The 18,114-nt window shown below is 55.5% G+C and carries 16 protein-coding genes; 4 read left to right on the top strand and 12 right to left on the bottom strand.

Annotated elements, in window-relative coordinates:
• Positions 1-37 precede the first annotated feature (37 nt).
• Positions 38-463, bottom strand: coding sequence for a hypothetical protein (locus tag Pla52nx_RS21935; RefSeq protein WP_146523480.1), 426 nt, complete (start codon positions 461-463; stop codon positions 38-40).
• 646 nt (positions 464-1,109) lie between these two features.
• Here Pla52nx_RS21935 and Pla52nx_RS21930 point away from each other — a divergent pair.
• A complete protein-coding gene (locus Pla52nx_RS21930) occupies positions 1,110-3,839 on the top strand; it encodes a cation-transporting P-type ATPase (RefSeq protein ID WP_146523479.1) in 2,730 nt (909 codons plus the stop codon).
• A gap of 109 nt (positions 3,840-3,948) precedes the next feature.
• Here Pla52nx_RS21930 and Pla52nx_RS21925 read toward each other — a convergent pair whose 3' ends face one another.
• Together Pla52nx_RS21925 and Pla52nx_RS21920 are read right to left on the bottom strand one after the other, a co-directional pair.
• Positions 3,949-5,175, bottom strand: a complete 1,227-nt coding sequence (locus tag Pla52nx_RS21925) for an efflux RND transporter periplasmic adaptor subunit (protein WP_146523478.1) — start codon at positions 5,173-5,175, stop codon at positions 3,949-3,951.
• Complete coding sequence (locus Pla52nx_RS21920; protein ID WP_146523477.1) at positions 5,175-5,807, bottom strand: FtsX-like permease family protein; 633 nt, start codon at positions 5,805-5,807, stop codon at positions 5,175-5,177. Before Pla52nx_RS21920 ends, Pla52nx_RS21925 begins: the two co-directional genes overlap by 1 nt.
• Before the next feature lie 125 nt (positions 5,808-5,932).
• Between Pla52nx_RS21920 and Pla52nx_RS21915 the strand changes: the two genes are divergently transcribed.
• A complete protein-coding gene (locus Pla52nx_RS21915) occupies positions 5,933-7,510 on the top strand; it encodes an ISKra4 family transposase (RefSeq protein ID WP_197455184.1) in 1,578 nt (525 codons plus the stop codon).
• A gap of 15 nt (positions 7,511-7,525) precedes the next feature.
• Here the strand turns inward: Pla52nx_RS21915 and Pla52nx_RS21910 are convergent, their stop codons facing one another.
• The 8 genes from Pla52nx_RS21910 to Pla52nx_RS21875 form a co-directional block, all read right to left on the bottom strand.
• Positions 7,526-9,274: an ABC transporter permease gene (locus Pla52nx_RS21910; RefSeq protein WP_146523834.1), complete on the bottom strand. Its 1,749-nt coding sequence runs from the start codon at positions 9,272-9,274 to the stop codon at positions 7,526-7,528.
• A gap of 11 nt (positions 9,275-9,285) precedes the next feature.
• A complete protein-coding gene (locus Pla52nx_RS21905; protein WP_146523833.1) occupies positions 9,286-10,020 on the bottom strand; it encodes an ABC transporter ATP-binding protein in 735 nt (244 codons plus the stop codon).
• Complete coding sequence (locus Pla52nx_RS21900; RefSeq protein ID WP_146523832.1) at positions 10,017-11,024, bottom strand: dihydroorotate dehydrogenase; 1,008 nt, start codon at positions 11,022-11,024, stop codon at positions 10,017-10,019. Before Pla52nx_RS21900 ends, Pla52nx_RS21905 begins: the two co-directional genes overlap by 4 nt.
• 73 nt (positions 11,025-11,097) lie before the next feature.
• Positions 11,098-11,550: a hypothetical protein gene (locus Pla52nx_RS21895; protein ID WP_146523831.1), complete on the bottom strand. Its 453-nt coding sequence runs from the start codon at positions 11,548-11,550 to the stop codon at positions 11,098-11,100.
• 74 nt (positions 11,551-11,624) lie between these two features.
• The gene (locus Pla52nx_RS21890; RefSeq protein WP_146523830.1) at positions 11,625-12,572 is read right to left on the bottom strand and encodes a universal stress protein; all 948 of its coding nucleotides are present in this window, start codon (positions 12,570-12,572) and stop codon (positions 11,625-11,627) included.
• Between the two features lie 45 nt (positions 12,573-12,617).
• A complete protein-coding gene (locus Pla52nx_RS21885; RefSeq protein ID WP_146523829.1) occupies positions 12,618-13,544 on the bottom strand; it encodes a universal stress protein in 927 nt (308 codons plus the stop codon).
• 118 nt (positions 13,545-13,662) lie between these two features.
• Positions 13,663-14,241: a TerB family tellurite resistance protein gene (locus Pla52nx_RS21880; RefSeq protein ID WP_146523828.1), complete on the bottom strand. Its 579-nt coding sequence runs from the start codon at positions 14,239-14,241 to the stop codon at positions 13,663-13,665.
• Positions 14,242-14,291: 50 nt separating this feature from the next.
• Positions 14,292-14,864, bottom strand: coding sequence for a hypothetical protein (locus Pla52nx_RS21875; RefSeq protein ID WP_146523827.1), 573 nt, complete (start codon positions 14,862-14,864; stop codon positions 14,292-14,294).
• A gap of 367 nt (positions 14,865-15,231) precedes the next feature.
• On the opposite strand from Pla52nx_RS21875, the gene Pla52nx_RS21870 reads away from it, so the two are divergent.
• Positions 15,232-16,185, top strand: a complete 954-nt coding sequence (locus tag Pla52nx_RS21870; protein WP_197455173.1) for a universal stress protein — start codon at positions 15,232-15,234, stop codon at positions 16,183-16,185.
• Between the two features lie 16 nt (positions 16,186-16,201).
• Here Pla52nx_RS21870 and Pla52nx_RS21865 read toward each other — a convergent pair whose 3' ends face one another.
• Positions 16,202-17,272, bottom strand: coding sequence for a Gfo/Idh/MocA family protein (locus Pla52nx_RS21865; RefSeq protein WP_146523825.1), 1,071 nt, complete (start codon positions 17,270-17,272; stop codon positions 16,202-16,204).
• Between the two features lie 643 nt (positions 17,273-17,915).
• On the opposite strand from Pla52nx_RS21865, the gene Pla52nx_RS21860 reads away from it, so the two are divergent.
• Entirely contained in the window at positions 17,916-18,095 is a 180-nt protein-coding gene (locus Pla52nx_RS21860) for a hypothetical protein (RefSeq protein WP_146523824.1), read from the top strand.
• Positions 18,096-18,114 lie beyond the last annotated feature (19 nt).

Genomic DNA, 18,114 nt, shown 5'->3' with positions numbered 1-18,114 from the left:
GAATCACCTACGTTTGACGTGGCGTGCCGGCGAGGCTTTACTCGTCGTCGATATTTCGCATCGCAACGTGGCACTGGACGCAGCTAACGGTCAGTTGATTGAATGCCAGGGCCGCGCCCTCGATGTTTTTCTTCTCCGCCTGCCTTGCGATTTCGGTCGTGACACGATGGAAGGTGTGCAGCTGCGTACGATACTCGGGATGTTTGCGTCTGACGAAGGACTCGACTTGATTCAATTTGTTCATCCTCGCTGCATTGGCTCGGATGGCTTCGAAGTCCGACATTGCCAAACCTTGCAGGATGGCCTGAGAATATTCCATCTTTTTCTTCATCCAAACACTCGCATCAGGGATGTCGGATGAATCCTCGGATGCTGTGTCGGTCTGCTGTGGCTTCACCGGCTCGTCTCCTGACGCAACGCCAAAGGTTAGTGTCGCCAGCAAGATCAGTGTCAATCGAATCATCTCGAACTCCTCATGCAGATTATTTTGGTCAGGCACACGAATGCCAAACTGTGGGCCCGCGATCCGTCCGGGGCTTTGCCGTTCCTTTTCGCCATCCCTGCTGCAAAGCATAGCAAAACCTGCGCCGATACCGGTCCAAGCGGTCCGTTGATTTTGTCGTTTAACCCGTGCCCGAAGGGTAGGCCGTTCCGCATCAAACGTCGCCTATGGCTACCGGTTAAACGAAAACAGAACGCGAGAAGACGAAATCGATTACAGGATGGTCTGTTCCCCAAATGCGTACTGCGGAACACTCATGGAACTTGTTTTTTTGCCGAAATCATGCCACTCGAACTTGCCAGCCTTGTGACGCAGTCGCACAGGTGTGCTCCCGCGATCATGTGGGCTTCGTTTGCAACGCAGTGTCTGAGCGTGAATGCAGGAGTTTATTGATCGCGTTGGAGGGTACGAATAGCTTGGGCACAGCGATTGCTTTCGCAAAAGCAACCGCAAGATCTCGCTGAGAAACAGTACAGCGGGTTTCAGCAGCATCAGCAGCAAAGCTTGCGGTGGTGGGTTCACGGGAGTGATCAATCGCAAGTTGGAGTTTAGCGATAGCAAGTGTCACATTCGAACCAGGACAAGAACATCGCAATGCGAAGGGCAGATGGAAACGTTACCGAGCAGCAACTGGCACCAACTTCATCCGTCCGAGATTCTCGATCGATTCGAAACGGAATTGGAGTCCGGTCTGGATCACGCTTCGGTCGAGAGCCGGCGAGAACGATTCGGTCCAAACGCGATCACGCAGCGCAAGGGGCAAGGGCCGCTGATTCGCTTTCTGTTGGAGTTTCACCAGCCGCTGGTCTACATCTTGTTGGCCGCTGGTTTGATCACCGCGGTTCTGCAAGAGTGGGTCGACTCGGGTGTGATCTTTGCCGTGGTGCTGATGAACGCCATCATTGGTTTTGTGCAGGAATCAAAGGCACTCAAAGCGATCGATGCACTTACCAGAGTGATGACGAGTGAGGCAACGGTTCTCCGCGAGGGTGTCAAACGCCGACTTTCGGCGCAAGAACTCGTTCCGGGGGATATCGTCTTTCTGCAATCCGGTGACAAGGTACCGGCTGATCTACGTCTGTTGGTGTGCCGAGAGTTGCAGACCGATGAGTCCACGCTGACCGGCGAGTCGGTGCCGATCGAGAAGCATGCAGAGCCGATGGATCAAGACACGATCGTGGCTGATCGTCGCAATATGGCGTACTCGTCAACTCTTGTCACTTACGGAACAGCAGTCGGTGTCGTTGTCAGTACTGGCGATCGTACCGAGATCGGTCGCATTTCGGAATTGATTTCATCCGCCGAAGTCCTCGCGACGCCACTGACGCGCAAGATTGCTCATTTCAGCGGCATCATGTTGTACGTGATTCTCGCAATGGCTGTGGCGACGTTCGTTGTGGGCGTCATTCGTGGCGAGCGGGCGCTGGACATGTTCATGGCCGCGGTTGCGTTGGCAGTGGGAGCGATCCCAGAGGGCTTACCGGCTGCCGTCACCATCACTTTGGCGATTGGTGTGGGCAAGATGGCGAGACGAAACGCCATCATCCGAAAGCTGCCGGCGGTCGAGACGCTTGGCAGCACAACGGTCATCTGCAGCGACAAGACAGGTACCCTGACTCAGAATCAGATGACGGTTCGTGAGGTCCTTTCCGGAGGGCAACGCTATCACATCACGGGCGTCGGCTACGCGCCAGAGGGAGAGATTTTGTGTGAGGGACAGCCCGTCGATGTCCGCGAGCACCAACTGCTGGTCGAATGTCTGACCGCCGGGATGCTGTGCAACGACTCCACTCTTGTGAAAACAATGGGCGACTGGCATGCCGAGGGGGATCCAACGGAGGTGGCCTTGATTGTCTCGGCTCGGAAAGCCGGATTGTCGCCGAAGCAAGTGAAACAGGAACGCCCCGAGTTGGACTCCATTCCGTTTGAGTCACAGCATCAGTACATGGCGACCTTGCACGATGCCGGCTCCGACGGCTCTCGCATTGCGTATCTCAAGGGTTCGGTGGAAAGCATTCTGCAACGCTGCGACAGAATCCATGGCGGTGAAGCAAATGACATCGCTTTTGACCCAGGCGTCATTCATCGACACGTCGAGGAGATGGCCGCCGACGGTTTGCGAGTACTCGCGTTCGCTCGCTGCGAACTGCCCTCTGGCGCGGAGTCGATTGATCACAACGATGTTGCCCACGGCCTGAGTTTTGTCGGGCTGCAGGGAATGATTGATCCGCCACGCCCCGAAGCGGTCCAAGCGGTTCAGGCTTGTCAGGCAGCCGGTATTCAGGTCAAGATGATCACGGGGGATCACGCCGGAACGGCCGCTGCGGTTGCGGCTTCCATCGGGCTCAGCGGACCTGAGTCCAGCAGATCAGCCGAAGGCGTGATGACGGGACGGATGATCGCGGAGTTGTCCGATACAGAGCTACATGACGCGGTCGAGACGACTGCGGTTTTCGCACGGGTAGCGCCGGAACAGAAGCTTCGTTTGGTCAGGGCGTTGCAACATCGGCATCATGTCGTCGCGATGACCGGGGACGGCGTGAACGATGCACCCGCCCTACGACGTGCCGATATTGGCGTGGCCATGGGAGTCACGGGGACCGAGGTCGCTAAAGAAGCGGCTGATATGGTGCTGACGGATGACAACTTTTCATCCATCGAAGCAGCGATCGAAGAAGGACGGGGTGTGTTCGACAATCTCGTCAAGTTCATCATCTGGACGATGCCGACGAGTATCGCGGAGGGCTTGGTGATCATGCTGGCGATATTCGCCGGTACGATGCTGCCCATCCTGCCGGTACAGGCACTATGGATCAACATGACCACCGCGGTGCTGCTGGGGCTGATGCTCGCTTTCGAGCCTAAGGAACCAGGCATCATGAATCGCCCGTCCCGTGATCCGGCCAAACCATTGCTCGACAGAGCACTCGTGGTACGAATCCTGATAGTGAGTGCGATCCTAGTAATGGGGTCTTTCGGCCTGCTGGCTTGGGAGTTGGCTCAGGATGAAACAGAAGCGGCGGCACGTACGGTCGTGGTGAACGTCATCGTATTTGGTGAAATCTTCTATCTCTTTAACTGCCGCTCATTGACATTGTCGATGTTCTCCGTCGGACTCTTCAGCAACCGCTGGCTGCTCGTCGGTACGGGGCTGATGATCGCACTGCAGCTTGCATTCACCTATGTGCCCGCGATGAATCGGATGTTCGACAGCGCACCGATCGGCCAGGACAAATGGCTCTTGATTCTGGGCGTCGGCGTTCTGATCTACAGCGTCGTTGGATTCGAAAAGTGGCTGCGACGGATGTATGCCACGAGAAACAATGGCACCGGATAGGAACGCCGAATCATTGGTTGGTGTAGTGGATTTCGCCAGAAATCACTTGCGAAAGGAATTCTGGCGAATCCCATTACACGGAAAGATAGAGAATGGGACCTGCTGATTCTCAATGATCTTGCGGTTCAAACACTCGTGTGTTGTCGACGATGATGTCCGATGGATGCTCGATGATCCAGTCATTTTCCGTCAATCCATCCAGGACTTCCGTCTCCAGGCCATTTGATTTCCCGATCGCAATCGGAGTCTTGACCGCGCGTCCTTCTCGAACGACAAAAACATAGTGCTGCCCCGCTTCGCGAAAGATCGTGCCGTCGGCAATCTTGAGAGAAATGGGTTCCGTTTCATCAACGACGATCGCAGCTTCGATCCTAAATCCGTCGCCCAGCGTTTCTCGGTCTTTCCACGGACTCGTAAAATCGACGATCACGTTCACACGTCGTTCCTCGACACCCAAAGCCGAGATCTTTTCAAACGCAGCAGGCTCAACCAGTCGAACGGTGCCGTCCAATGTTTTCTCACCGCCCCAGTGCTCGATGCGAACGGCGTTGCCGGGTCGGATTTGAACCGCATCGCTGGACAACACATCGACTTTGATCTCCATGTCTTTGGTGTCTCCCAATTGCAAGAGTCGCATGCCGGGTGTGACCACAACCGAGTCCTCGTTATACACCTGCAAGACCTTTCCATCGATCGGCGACATCAATCGAAAAGTGTCCTCATCGAGACGATCAGTTGCTTCACCATCAACAGGAGGAACCGTGTACCGCAAGGCAACTTCGGCTTGATCCATTTCATACGTGGCGACACGTTGGGCAAACTCGGCCGACCGTAGTTCAGCCCGTGCGATCATTTCACGTGATTCGGCGGCATCCAGATCGGCCTTCGAGATGGCGTTCTGCTTCTGCAGTTTCTTGGCCCGCTCATTGTCGTGGACAGCCAGTTTCAGCGTTTCCTCGGCTCGCTGTACTGCCGCGCTGGCTTGCAGAATCTCAGCTTCTGCTGTCCTCACCCTCGCCTGCGCTTCCGCTTTGGTTCTGACATCCAACAACGTCGGATCACTCGGTTTAATCTGCGCGAGTTCCGTTTTTCCCCGTTCCACGGGATCTCCGGGATCCAGTTGCACACGCAGCAGTTTTCCGGTGACAGGAGCCGACACGATGTATTTTTCACGAATGCGTGTCTCACCGTCGTCGTTGACCGTGATCTGCAAACTTCCCCGAACGGGCTTGACCAGATCCACGGGAACCGGTTGAGGGATAAATGCATAGGCGATCGCCGCAGCCAACAGGGCCAGCGGGATGATCCGAATTGCTTTTGCTAAGACACGTTTCATCACTCTTTTACTTTCAACACGGAGATCAAATCCAGGTCATTCACCAAACGCCGAACGTACCATCCTGATAGGGTCGCCGCGAACAAGATGACCAGTGTCGAGTATGCATAGGTGGAGCGGTTGATGACGAGAGGAAAGCGATTTGTTTCGGTATCCATCGACAACGCCGTACCGTAGGAAAACAAATAACCGATCACCAGGCCCAATGGAATGGACATCAAAGTAATGATGGCGATCTCGCCCACCAACACTCGTGACGCTTCCCCGCGTGTGAATCCCATGACTCGCAAGGTTGCCAAATCCCGAGCACGCTCAGACAAGATGATCATGGCACAGTTGTAGATGACACCGAATGCAATCACCATGGCAAACATCGCATTGACTGTTCGCATCACGTAGGTGCTCTCTGAAATCATGTCCCTGAAATGTTTCATTGCAGAGCGTTTGTCGATCACGCCGGCTACGACGGGCGTCTGTTTTACGGCAGCGTACATGGCCGGGATTTGTTCGGAATCGACTGCCAGAAACACGCCTGAAACCTGGTCGCTTTCACGCAGCAACTGGCACAGTTCGTGTCGGTTCAGATAGGCACTGGGGTCGGTAAAATTGGGGAACACACTCTGTACTTTCACTTGAGTGTGACCGGCAACCCGCGAGGCTTCTGCGGAGCATTGCGGAATCTGGGTAAACAAAAAGCGGCCAACCTGCCATGATTTGGGTTCTAACTTCCAGGTATCAAAGGCAGGAGGCCGCTGAAATGAGCGTCGAACATTCAAGCGATATTGACAACCCCACTTCGTCTTCTTTTCCGCAGTCGCCCGAGCAAATCGCCGAGAAACTGCAGCAGTGCGGCGACACCATCCGAGAACACGTCGTCAATGCTTCTAAATGCGGCCAGTCTTTCGATGAAACAGAGCGTGCCGTGTGGAATCTTGTCTTGAAAACCGGCTTTCTGGCGATGGAGCTCTTCACCAAACTCCAAGGCAAGGGGGACCTTGGTGATCAAGCGGTCAGCGAATCAGGCAAAACACTGCGACGCAGCGAGAAACCGACCGACACGGTGGTTCGGTCGATTTTCGGTGAACACGCCTTTCAACAGTACACCTACAGCCCGGGAAAGAACAAGAGAATCGAACTGCATCCGATCAGCGCCCGCATGCAACTGCCGGAGCACCGCTGGTCGTACCTGCTCCAAGAGTTCTCCCAAATGTTCTGCGTCGAATCCGCATTCAACCAGGCCGCTGATAATCTCGAACTCGTTTTCGGAGCGAAATTCTCGATCGACACGCTCGAACAGACCAGCCAGAGAATGGGGGTCCAGGCCGATGCCTTTCTGGACGACTTGCCCACGCCCAAAAAGAAGGATGAAGCCGAGCTTCTCGTCGCTTCGGCCGACTGCAAGGGCGTTCCCTTGATCAAAGACGATGCCGCCAAAGTTGCTGCTTTTGAGACAGCAAAGAAACGGCCCGGAAACCGTCGCATGGCAACGGTCACGAGTGCTTACACCGTCGATCCCTATGTTCGCACAGCCGAGCAAATTGTCGCTGCCTTGTTCCGTGATGACAAAGAACCCGGCACGCAATCACGCAAGAGCAAAAAGAAACGACCGCGGCCAAAGCACAAGCACACATCGGCTCACTTTCCCGCGACCTTCGTGGACGACGATACGGAGGTTCCCATCAGCGGTATCCACGAGGGGATCGCATGGCTCGCAGATCAAGTCAGTGTCCGCCGAAAGAAACTCCAAGTGATCATTCTGTTAATGGACGGTCAGCAGAGCCTCTGGGAAGTCGCGCAGTTACACTTAGGCGACGATCCATTAGTGGTGCCAATCTTGGACATCATTCACGTAGCGACTTACGTGTGGGAGGCTTCGTCATTGTTCGAGAAATCCAGCGAAAAGCGAGCAGCGTTTACGCGGGAGCGATTGCTGAAAATCCTGCGTGGTGAGGTCAACGGGGTGATCCGAGGGCTACGTCGAATGGGTTCGCTTGGGAAACTCAAGGGCGATAAACTCAAAGACCTTCGACGCATCTGTGGTTACTTCGAGAAACACAAGGATCGGATGCGTTACGACGAATATCTTGCTGCAGGCTACCCGATTGCCTCGGGTGTGATCGAAGGCGCGTGCGGGCACTTGGTAAAGGACCGCATGGAACGAAGCGGGATGCGTTGGACGCTGGAAGCTGCACGGAGCATGCTCAACGTGCGGGCGGTATTTCAGAGTGACTACTGGGATAAATTCTGCAAACAGCGAGTCACGGAGTTGAGCGAGAGCACCCATCCAAACCGTAACATGGTCTGCCACTACACTCCGCTTACCATGGCATGTTAACCGGCGGGTTGCCGGTCACACTCCTTTCACTTGGCGGGTCGGCCGATCGCCTTCCAGAATTTCAACGGCAATGGTATCCCCCAATTGCACGCCGAGAATCTCAGCGAGCTTCTTGGAAAGGATCAGTCCGCCGCCTTCGGGTAATTCCAGCGGAATTTCGTTTTCGTCCAACACTCGAAACAATTCCGGCTGTGGCTCCAGTCCCATGATTGCCAGTCGATAGGTCTTTCGTCCAAACCGCATTCTCACAGGAACAGATCGAAACGGTTCCACCTTCGTCACGCCGGGCAAGTGCCGGGCATCATCGATGGCACTTTCCGATCGGGCTTCGTTGAATGTCAACATCGCGTCGTGACGCTGCGACTTTTGAAACTCCAGTTCAATCACGTAGTCGACGGTATCCTCCATGAACGATCCGAGCACCAAGATTGCCAAACCCAAAGACATTCCCAGCACGGATAGAGTGGTTGGTACGCGGTTGGTTTCGATCCGCCGGACGATCATGCGGGTGATCGGAGTCATCCAACGTGACAATCCCAGTCGCTCGGCCCACAAGCCGTGGAACTCTTTGGGCGATTCCGGTCGCATCGCTTCGGCGGGGACCAATCGACTGGCCTGACGGATCGCCGAGAATGTTCCCAGCAATGCCGTCCCAAAGCCGATCAAGATCGCCACGCCAGTACTGCCGGATGCAAAAAGGCTGGTCATCGTGGGAAAACGAAAAAACCTCGCATACTGGGTCAACATCCAATCGGACAGCCACAGTCCGCCTGCCAGTCCGGCGATCGCGCCCACGCCGACGAGCAATGTGACCATCTTGATGTAGTGGCCGGCGATCTCGCGGGGCAGGTAACCGAACGCTCGCAACGTTGCGATCTGTTCCTTTTGTTGTTGCACCAACCTCGAAAACACGATGTTGAACAAGAAAGCTGATACCGCCAAGAAAATCGTCGGCAACACGTACGCCATCGTTCGCAGTTGGTACAGTTCATCTGAGACACGGCGGTGGGAAGGCTGATCGCCACGATCGAACGCGCCGGTCCCGCCATACGGTTTCGTCAATGTATCGATCTGCTCGATTACCTTGGGAACCGATGCGAACGAACGGAGCTGTATCGCCAAGTCATTGAACGCCCCCTCCATGCTGAACGCCGCCTCCATCTGTCGCCGCGACATCCAGAGCACTCCGCTGCGACGGTCATCGGTGACGAGCATTCCAGGCTGCACGACATAGACATACTCTGCCGAGAGCCCGATTCCGACAATACGCAGTCGCTCATAGCGTTGACCGATGATTGCCTCGACGTGATCTCCAGGCTGAAAACCGTGTGATTCGGCAAACAACTCACTGACCACGACTTCGGCACGCTCGGAGTCGTTGGGCAAACGCCCTTTGCGCAAAAAAACACGGTTGATGCTGTCGGACTGGTCGCCTTCGATGGAAACCAATTGACACGACGCGGGTTCGACCATTTCGGGAATGTTCAACAAGACTCGTCGAACCACACGGGGCTGAACCCGCTGTACGCCATCGATAGCGGCGACTCGGTCAGCGATGTGGTTGGGTGCGCGAACAAGTTGGACGAAAAGGTCGGCGAAATGTCCGTCGTGGTAGTAGCTTTGTTGGCTCCACGAAAGCGATTTCATGGTGGTGTTGGACATGACAAAGACGGCGATCCCGCATGCCAACAGCGTGCTGATTGCCAGTCCCTGACGCCACATTCGTCGAACATCGGCCAGCAGCATTCGATCGAGCGATTTCATGCCAAATGCTCTCACCAAACCAACTCGCGAGCCTGCTTTCGCGTCTGAACACGGCGAACGTCCGCGATGCGTCCATCCGAAAGGCTGATCACTCGATCGGCCATCTCCGCGATCGCCGCATTGTGTGTGATCACGGCGGTTAATGTGCCCAGTTCTTGATTGATTCTGGCGATGGCGTCCAAGACAACCGTGCCCGTTTTCACATCCAGCGCGCCGGTCGGTTCATCGCACAAAAGTACATCGGGGCGTTTGCCAATGGCTCGGGCGATGGCCACTCGTTGTTGTTCGCCACCGGAGAGTTGCGAGGGAAAGTGGTCGCGTCGATCGTACAAACCGACCAACCGCAGCGCTTCGGCAGGCTCCATGGGATTCTCCGCAATGTCCGCCACCAAGGCGACATTTTCCAACGCGGTCAAGCTAGAAATCAGATTATAGAATTGAAACACAAATCCGATGTGTTGCCGTCGATACAACGTCAGTTCGTTCTCATCGGCACCGGTTAGCTCATGGTCGCGAAATCGAACCGTGCCTGCCGTGGGCACATCCAGTCCGCCCAGGATGTTTAACAAAGTGGATTTTCCGCTGCCTGAGGCCCCGAGGATGACGATGAATTCGCCGGCAAACAGATCGACATCAACGCCTCTCAACGCAGAGACCGAGACCTCGCCCATCTCGTAGGTTTTGGTCAAACCCTCCGCATGAAAGATGCAATTGCCTGGCTGATCCCTCTCGCCGGGCTGGCTCATCGAAGCTGTGCCTTTGCCAAGTCGTCCGAGGGAGGATGGCGGGATGATAATGCCTCGGCATAGCGTGCCCGATCATCGTCGGTTGCAAAATCAAGGGGTCGATGCGAATAGAGCTCACTCATCGATCCCAGTTTCTGCGTCTCCATGAACGATTTCAGTCCATTGAGAAACGCATGAATCACTGCGGGGCCTTCGCGATAGATTGCCGACGTCACCATCGCAACGTCCGCACCGGCCAGCAACGCCCGGACAACATCCACGCTCGCCCCGACTCCGCCGCTGGCCGCGATCGAGAGCTCCGGACAAAACTTGTGAGTTTGCATGATCATGCCAAGCGAATGTGAAATGACTCCTGACGGCGTCAGCTCCCATTTCGATTTCAGCCGGACTTCATCGAGACAAATGTCGACGTCGGGTTGCCTGCCGAACATCACGACTCCGTTGGCCTGACCGACCAAACGTTTCACCAAGTAGGGGACACTGGTGTATTGGCGACAGAGTTTGACAAAGACAGGAATCAACACTGCCTTTCGAATCGCCGTCACCGCGTCAACGACTTTGTCCTCCATCAATCGCGGATCCGCAAAGTCTTCTTGGGGGGAATGATAGACGTTCAGCTCGATCGCCGCCGCGCCCGCTTCCTCCAGCTCACTTGCAAATCCGACCCAGGTTTCCGCATGGGAACCATTGATGCTGGCGATCACGGGGACCGCCGAAACGACACTGCATCGATTGACAAACGAAAGATAAGTCCAAGCGTCGTGTCCGAACGATTGCTCATCCACCTCGCTGATCGGAGAAATCGGTGGCGGATTGTCGAGGTTTCTGTGATCGTTGAATCGACTGACTTGCTCCTCGAACAACGACGGCAAAACGATCGCACCGGCGCCGGCTGCGATGCACTCAGATCTCAATGGTTCGTTGGCCATCAGAGGGCAGGCGCCAACGACAACGGGTGACCGCAACGTCAATCCGCCGTAGTGGGTTGTCAAGTCAGCACTCATCGAACACTCCTGGTCACGTTGGGTCAGTTCAACCGAACATTGTACCGAATGAACCCCCAATAGTCATACCAGTTCATTCATTGGACAATTTGACCAGTTCCACATCGTTTTCCCGCATGTAGGTGTGGCATTCGACGCAGCGAACGGTCAGAGCCACATAGCTGAGAGCAGCCCGGTTGATGTCTTTTGCTTGCGCTGCCTTTTCGATGGCGTCACATGCCCGGCGAAAATCCTGGCTTTGGCGACGGTACTCCTCGGTCTGAACCACATTCCAACCGGCCTCCATGCTCAGCAATCGCAGCGAACGAGCGTTGCTGGCGATCTTGTCGTAATCCTCGATCGTCAATCCCTCCAAGATGTCCTTGGCACGATCCAGCTTCATTCGCATCAGCGGCACCACTTTCTGAGGTGCAATGATTTTGTCGGCGGCATTGGGGTCGTCCGGTTGCTGTGCCTTTGAAATGGATGTCGCTGTCCATCCGAACATCACCAACGCAATACATGTCAACGCGATTTGTTTCGTCATTTTAAAGTCTCCAATCAGAGATACAGTGCCAAGTCCACGCGAGTACTATCCGAGCCCTTTCACTCCATCGAAACTCACTGCTCAGACTCATCGTCCAAATCGATCGGGCAAACAAACCCCTGCGGCTTGAGTGCTAGAACGGAGCAGGTCACATTTGACAGAACGGTCTCGGCCGTGTTGCCGATCAAGAATCCCGCCACCCCGGTTCGACAAACGGTTCCCATCACCAACAGGTCCGCTGCGGTTTTTTCAACACTGTCACGAATGACTGTAGAAGCGGAACCTCGTTCGATCCGCAAATCGACCTGGATCCCCTCTCCCCCATGGTGGCTCAACAACTCTTTCGCGGCCTGACGAACACTCGCGTCGTGCGCCTCCAACGCCGCATCGACTTCCGCGTCTCCCGCTCTTCGCCGCAACGGCTTTTCCATCAAGAACTCCCAGGCCGCCACCAAGTGCAGTTTTGCATTGTCTTGCTTGGCGATCTGAGTCGACAGCTCAACAATGGACTCATTGAGTGATTGGTGTGATTGGTCTGTCGCGTCCACATCGATCGCTGCCAGCACATTGTCAAATTCACCATGCAACGCAGGCTTCAGCAGCAAGACGGCACACGGACACAGTCGCAGCAAGGAGCGCGCGATGCTGCCAAAGAATCGCCCTGCGCCGGTGAATCCGTCGGCTGATTTGACGACTAGGTCGTGATCGTTCCTGAGTACCTCTCGGATGATTTCCGTCGCAGGGTCGCCCACCGAAACAACGACATCGATGGGGATCGCGATGTCAGAGTACGCACTGATGCGATCAAGCAATTTGCGTCGATGATCCTCGACCACCAAATCCTCGATCTCTTTCGGCTGCGCAATCTCTTTCATCAACCCCAACGCACGGGGCATCGCTTTGACCACCTCCATGAACGTCAATGTCGCGTTGTTCTCGATCGCCAACGCGATGGCATGATTGATCGCGTCCTCGGGTTGATCCGTTCCAGTGTAAACCAGCAGTTTTTTAAATCTCTTCATGACGGTTCTGTTTAGTGCAGTGCATCTAGTGGAATGTTATGGAGTTCACCGAGACGAAGCTGTCGTTTCTGAGTCGTTATTGTGCGGACTGGTGTCCGCCTCGGCAACGCTCTGTCGCGTGACCCAAACGCTGCACGGAGCGTGCCGCAGAATATAGCGAGAAACGCTGCCGACGAGCGATCGTCCCAACGCAGTGCGTTTGGTCTCACCGATAAACATGATGTCGCACTTGTGCTTCTCAGCAAAACGCACGAGGCCTTCGCCAAAGTTCTCGTCTTGCACCACATGCGCAGATGCTTTGGGTGCGACCTTCGCAACCGACTGGCTTGCCTGCAGGACTTGAGACTCCGCGTTTGCTACGGCATCGGCGCTCGGCGCTATTTCGCCCATGATCCCAAAGAACCTCGCGAGCGCTGTCACCATCATGACATCCGTCCCAATACCCCAGGGGACTTCACTGAACTCCGTCAAGCATTTTCTCGACGGCTGAGTACTATCGAAGGCGACTGCGACTCGGATCGCTCGGTTGGCGCCGATCAATCCAGTGGGGCGAACCAGCAGCACACTGCAGTGCGCGTGCGTCGCAACGTAGTCGCTGGTGCTGCCCAACAAGATCCGACTGAGTTCCGAGTGTCCGGTGGCCCCGATGACAATCAAATCCGAATCGAGTTCCTCGGCGATTCTCACGATCGCTTGGCCGACATGACCGTCTCGGATCTCGTGCCGGAGTGTCGCGTTGGAGCCTTCGAACATTTTCAAAATTGTTTCAAAGCTTTCCTCCGCCTCCGCCGTCTTCTTGGCAACGAAGCCACGAACCCACTCGTCAGAGGCGTGTCGATGGTACGACTGCTCTCCTTGGATCACTGAGACGACGGTGATGTCAAGCTTTGAGTTGTGGGGCAAGTGCGCTAGCAGACACGCAGCGTCGAGTGAAACTTGAGACCCGTCAGTGGCGATGACCACGCGTTTCATGGATGTGCCTCAGTCGGCAATGAGTACGGAGAAATGAGCAACTCTGACATCTCAGAACGCTCCATGTGTCAGGTTGCACAGTATCTGATTCTACGAGATTGGCGTTTGTAGGTTGAAATCACTCTGGATGTTGTGGCAACATCCCGCAGATTTCGTCCAACAGTCGCTGCTCCGATTCGCTTATTTTTCCAAAACCTAGTACGCCACCACTGGAACGTGCCACCTCGGTCGCCTGATTCAGCAGTCGAGTCGCGAACTTGTTCGCCGTGCTGGGCGCCAAGGCGGCATAGAAATCCGTGACGTAGTCCTTCCAAACATTCCACAACTCTCGTCGCGGACGCGTCTGCAACCACTGTTCCAGCAAATGAAACGCATCGGGACAATCATTGACGCCCTGTCGTAGGGCTGCGCTGATGACCGTTTGACGCTCGTTGGGAGAAACACTGCCATCCGCCCAAGCCACGAACACCAACGGTGTCAACGCCAGCGCGGCAACGTTGGTGGAATTGAGCCCGATGTCTATCATGTGCTCAAACAACTCGTCATCATGCAACCCCGTGGCCTTCATCAACTTTTCGATCTCGGTGCGATGCTCGTTGGACTCACGCATCCTGCTCAGTAGTTCGGCGTCCACTCGTTGAAAGTACTCGTCTTCCAACACACGACCTCGTTTGTGAATGGCATCGATTTGGTCCATGACTTTGCTCCTATGGATTGGCTATAGTTTTCGTGAATTCTCTCTGACGTTCATTTCTGCGGCAGTTGATTCTTCAAGGCAACCAGCAGGCCATCAATCATCTGCTGTTCCTTCTTGGACACCTTTCCCAAACCGAAGATTCCTCCCGTCGATTTTGCGACCTGTGTCATTTGCACCTCCATGCGATGAATCAATTTCTTGCAAGCTTGCGGGCTCATCGTTTGTGTCGTCTCGTGCATCAGCCGTTTCCAAGCGTCGACGGTTTCCGCGGGAGGCAAGTGCTGCAGCCAGCGTTCCAACAGGATGTAGGCGACGCTGCTGTCCGTGATGCCGACTTGACCTGCGATCTCCATGATCGAAGCGTGCTCCTTGGGGTCCACGCGATTCTCCGCCCAAGCGACCATCACCAGCGGCAGCAGACGCAAGGCGATCAAACCCTCCGATGTGATCCCCAGATCCACCAGTTCTTGGATCAGTCTCTGGTCCTTGATCCCCGTCGACCGCACCAACTCCCGGCGACCTGCATCGGATTCTGTCTCGGCATGCAGGCGGGACGCGATCATTTCCTCGACGTCGTGAAAGTACTTCTGTTGTAAGAGTTCCGACGCAGAACTGCGGGCCATGTTTGCCGATCCCATCTTCCGATCCTTTGGTGTCATTGCGGTGCGAAGGATCGCTTATGCAATCGCCGGGCCAATCACCAGATTTCGCAATCTACGATTCTCTCGGCCCCACTCAACATACTGGTGTGAGCAGATACGCGCACCGGGTGTGCGACTCAGTCACAGGAAGGTCGCGTTTCAAATCGAGGAAGGGCCGGTTGACCGGACGATTGACGGTCCCACTGCCTGTTTGATTGCCCTGTTCAATTGCCTGTTCGATTGCCCTGTTCAATTGCCTGTTCGATTGCCTGTTCGATGTTGGCACGACAAGTGCAACCAATTTTTGGAACACTTCGTTCCACGTTTACTCACAGGTAAATCCACGATCATGAAAGTGCTGTTTGCATCCGATGGTTCGGGCGACTCCATGGAGGCGGCCCGCTTCATCCAACGGCTTTCTCGTCACAATGAGCTGGACGTGCACGTTTTAACGGTTTCCTATGCCGCTGATTCAGTCGGTCGAACTGCGGTGCAGCCGTGGTCTGCCGAATGGGATTTGAAGGAAACACGTCGCGTGGAAGAACTGCACGCGGAGCTGATGATGATGCTCTCACAGCATTGCCGGACCGTTGTGATGAAACGGCGAAGCGGTCACACGGTAAAGAATATTTTGGAAGAGGCCAACGAGTACCAAGCGGATCTGATCGTGCTGGGTGCCCGTGGCCACTCGATGTTGCACCGCGTGTTGCTGGGCAGCGTTTCGGACAGCGTGGCCACTCACGCACACTGCAGCGTCGCGGTGGTCCGCCCGGACAGGCCGCAGAATCTCGACTCCGCCGATTCCTTGACCGAATCCACAGCCAGTGCATCTGCTGATGGACTTCGGATCATGGTCGGCTACGACCAATCGATCGGGGCAAGGGAAGCGGTCAATGAGCTATGCGGCATCCAATGGGGCGAGTCCAGCAGTGTCACTCTACTAAGCGTTGCGTCACCGCCCTTTCCATTTGAACAAGATTCGTTCGCCGTGATGGAACCATCTTGGGAGACGGATGAGATGGAGCGAGTGCGTTGTGGCGGCGAACGCATGGCAAGCGTTGTCGCGGATTCGATTCCAAACACGACGACGCAGGTCTGCCGTGCTCGCCATCCGGGTGAGGCGATCGTGGATGCGGCTCAAGAATCCGGCAGCGACTTGGTGGTCGTCGGTGAAACCACTCACAGTCTGATCGGCCAATGGTTCTTGGGTGGTACCTCAAGACACGTCCTGAGGCACTGCCCATGCAGCGTATGGATCTCACGTCATCACCGTCAGAGGCAGGAAACGGCAATTGATTCATGATCGCAACTCTGATCGTTCAGTCGACATCCATTCCGCTTCCAGCCAGGACGGCTTCGTGGACGGCCAAGTCATGGTCGGAGTTCCACGCAAGTTGTTTCTCACCTCGGATCACTTTTGCCAAGTCAACGAACTCGGCGTCGTAGCGACCGGGTGATCGGGCGAAGGCAACGTCCTGTGCTCCTTTCTGGTAATCGCCACGGGCTTGATCAAGTGTCAGTCGAGCTGCGGGCGGCTCCAGCGGGTTGATATCGAAAACACCCTTTGTTCCCGCGACGCCAAACTGCCTTCGCGCAAACCCAAACGGATCGATGTGGTTGCAGCGGATGGTTGCCACGGCGTTGGGGTATTCAAACACGGCCAATTGATTGTCCGCAAACGAATCGGCATCGGGCCGTGTCCGTCGATTGTACGACTGGACCTTCTGCGGCTTGCCCAGGACAGTCACCATCGCATCAATCAAGTGACAAGAAAGCTCGAACATGCCGCCTCCGCTGTACTGAGCCAAATCGCGTCGCAGCGAGTCCCCCGCGAGTTTTCCCATTGCCCCGTTGAGTTCCGTGACGTCGCCCAGCCAACCGTCTCGCACCATCTGAAACAGCAGCGTGAACGCAGGGTTGTAGCGAAACATGTAGCCCATTTGAATCGTCAATCCTCGCCGGTTTGCTTCGGCATGCATCTCGCGACAGGCAGACATGGAGATCCCCGCAGGCTTGTCCAAGTGAATGTGCTTGCCGGCTTGTAAGCAACGCACCGCGTTCTCGACCAAATCACTGACGGATGTCTCAACAGCGACGGCGGCGAGACCGGTGGTTTCGAGAAGCTGATCCAGCTCGACGAACGGCAGACCCCGATACGCATCATTCTTTTCGGCGCGCTGACGCGCACCATGATCCGGTTCGACCACACCGACGACTTCGAACAGGTCGTCGAGCTTTCGCATCGTCGACATCTTGCCCGAGGCATGGGCGTGCATCGTGCCGACTTGCCCCACTCGGATTCGATGGGTGGACTCGGCTCCGACGACATGGCACGCCGGCAGGGTGCAACCGGCCAAGGCGGCAACCAGGATTTCTCGTCGATTGGGCATCAGGAATCCTCAAGGAAAGGGAATGAGTGATTCGCATTGTATCCCAACATCATGTGGATTTGCGGGGAGTCCGTTGCTGCCCCCTGGGATCTTGGCGGTCATCCATGACCGAAATCCCTCAATGCGATTCTTCACTCCACTCAGTTAGGAAAAACCGAGCTATTGGTTGAAGTGGCGGTTCGTTCTTCATCCCAGTGTCGCCGTCCTCGCTCCCTCCACTTCGTCTAGCAGATTGCTCGTCGCGAAAGACGTCTGAATCTCTGGGGCGATCTTGTACCGACCGTTCAAGGCCCTAGACAGTCAGTCCCCTTTCCAAAATAGCAGTCCCAGGCGGATGGTTTGCGTTTCAGGGCAGGATTGCTGAATCGAACCGCGTGAGTCGCTTCCGGTGCGTCACGCTGTGAATGGCAAGGCACGTCCCTTCGTGGGGCAGGTTTTCAACCTGCCAAATTTCCCTGTCTGAACGGCAGGTTGAAAACCTGCCCCACGATGTTGTAGCCGGTAAGTCATGCTCCGCATGACACAATCCGTACACCACCACATAGACGCCTCGGACATCACCGAAAGTTTCCACCGAGTCCAGTACCCCGAGCGCCAAGAAAGGCAGCCCGTAATTCGTCATGCACAGCATGACCTACGATCAATGCCCACCGTGGCCCTGGGCAGCACGACGATCGACACGCGAACTTACGACGACGGGGGCAGGATGCTCACGAGTGTGTACAATAACGGGGTGAGCGAAACCCGAACCTACAACGTCGACAACACCCTGGCCGGAATCTCGTATTCCGGTGCCTCGATCGGCAATTACACCTACGGCTGAGACGACAACAAGAATAAGA

The sequence above is a fragment of the Stieleria varia genome (assembly GCF_038443385.1).
GTDB classification, from domain to species: Bacteria; Planctomycetota; Planctomycetia; order Pirellulales; family Pirellulaceae; genus Stieleria; species Stieleria varia.
The sequence above is the reverse complement of the archived record's forward strand: the minus strand, read 5'-3'. Positions and strand labels throughout refer to the sequence as shown.

What these genes read in the sequence shown, in the direction of transcription:
- Pla52nx_RS21935 (WP_146523480.1), bottom strand. Translation starts at nt 463, where the DNA reads ATGATTCGATTGACACTGATCTTGCTGGCGACACTAACCTTTGGCGTT.
- Pla52nx_RS21930 (WP_146523479.1), top strand. Translation starts at nt 1,110, where the DNA reads ATGGAAACGTTACCGAGCAGCAACTGGCACCAACTTCATCCGTCCGAG.
- Pla52nx_RS21925 (WP_146523478.1), bottom strand. Translation starts at nt 5,175, where the DNA reads ATGAAACGTGTCTTAGCAAAAGCAATTCGGATCATCCCGCTGGCCCTG.
- Pla52nx_RS21915 (WP_197455184.1), top strand. Translation starts at nt 5,933, where the DNA reads ATGAGCGTCGAACATTCAAGCGATATTGACAACCCCACTTCGTCTTCT.
- Pla52nx_RS21910 (WP_146523834.1), bottom strand. Translation starts at nt 9,274, where the DNA reads ATGAAATCGCTCGATCGAATGCTGCTGGCCGATGTTCGACGAATGTGG.
- Pla52nx_RS21905 (WP_146523833.1), bottom strand. Translation starts at nt 10,020, where the DNA reads ATGAGCCAGCCCGGCGAGAGGGATCAGCCAGGCAATTGCATCTTTCAT.
- Pla52nx_RS21900 (WP_146523832.1), bottom strand. Translation starts at nt 11,024, where the DNA reads ATGAGTGCTGACTTGACAACCCACTACGGCGGATTGACGTTGCGGTCA.
- Pla52nx_RS21895 (WP_146523831.1), bottom strand. Translation starts at nt 11,550, where the DNA reads ATGACGAAACAAATCGCGTTGACATGTATTGCGTTGGTGATGTTCGGA.
- Pla52nx_RS21890 (WP_146523830.1), bottom strand. Translation starts at nt 12,572, where the DNA reads ATGAAGAGATTTAAAAAACTGCTGGTTTACACTGGAACGGATCAACCC.
- Pla52nx_RS21885 (WP_146523829.1), bottom strand. Translation starts at nt 13,544, where the DNA reads ATGAAACGCGTGGTCATCGCCACTGACGGGTCTCAAGTTTCACTCGAC.
- Pla52nx_RS21880 (WP_146523828.1), bottom strand. Translation starts at nt 14,241, where the DNA reads ATGGACCAAATCGATGCCATTCACAAACGAGGTCGTGTGTTGGAAGAC.
- Pla52nx_RS21875 (WP_146523827.1), bottom strand. Translation starts at nt 14,864, where the DNA reads ATGGCCCGCAGTTCTGCGTCGGAACTCTTACAACAGAAGTACTTTCAC.
- Pla52nx_RS21870 (WP_197455173.1), top strand. Translation starts at nt 15,232, where the DNA reads ATGAAAGTGCTGTTTGCATCCGATGGTTCGGGCGACTCCATGGAGGCG.
- Pla52nx_RS21865 (WP_146523825.1), bottom strand. Translation starts at nt 17,272, where the DNA reads ATGCCCAATCGACGAGAAATCCTGGTTGCCGCCTTGGCCGGTTGCACC.
- Pla52nx_RS21860 (WP_146523824.1), top strand. Translation starts at nt 17,916, where the DNA reads ATGCCCACCGTGGCCCTGGGCAGCACGACGATCGACACGCGAACTTAC.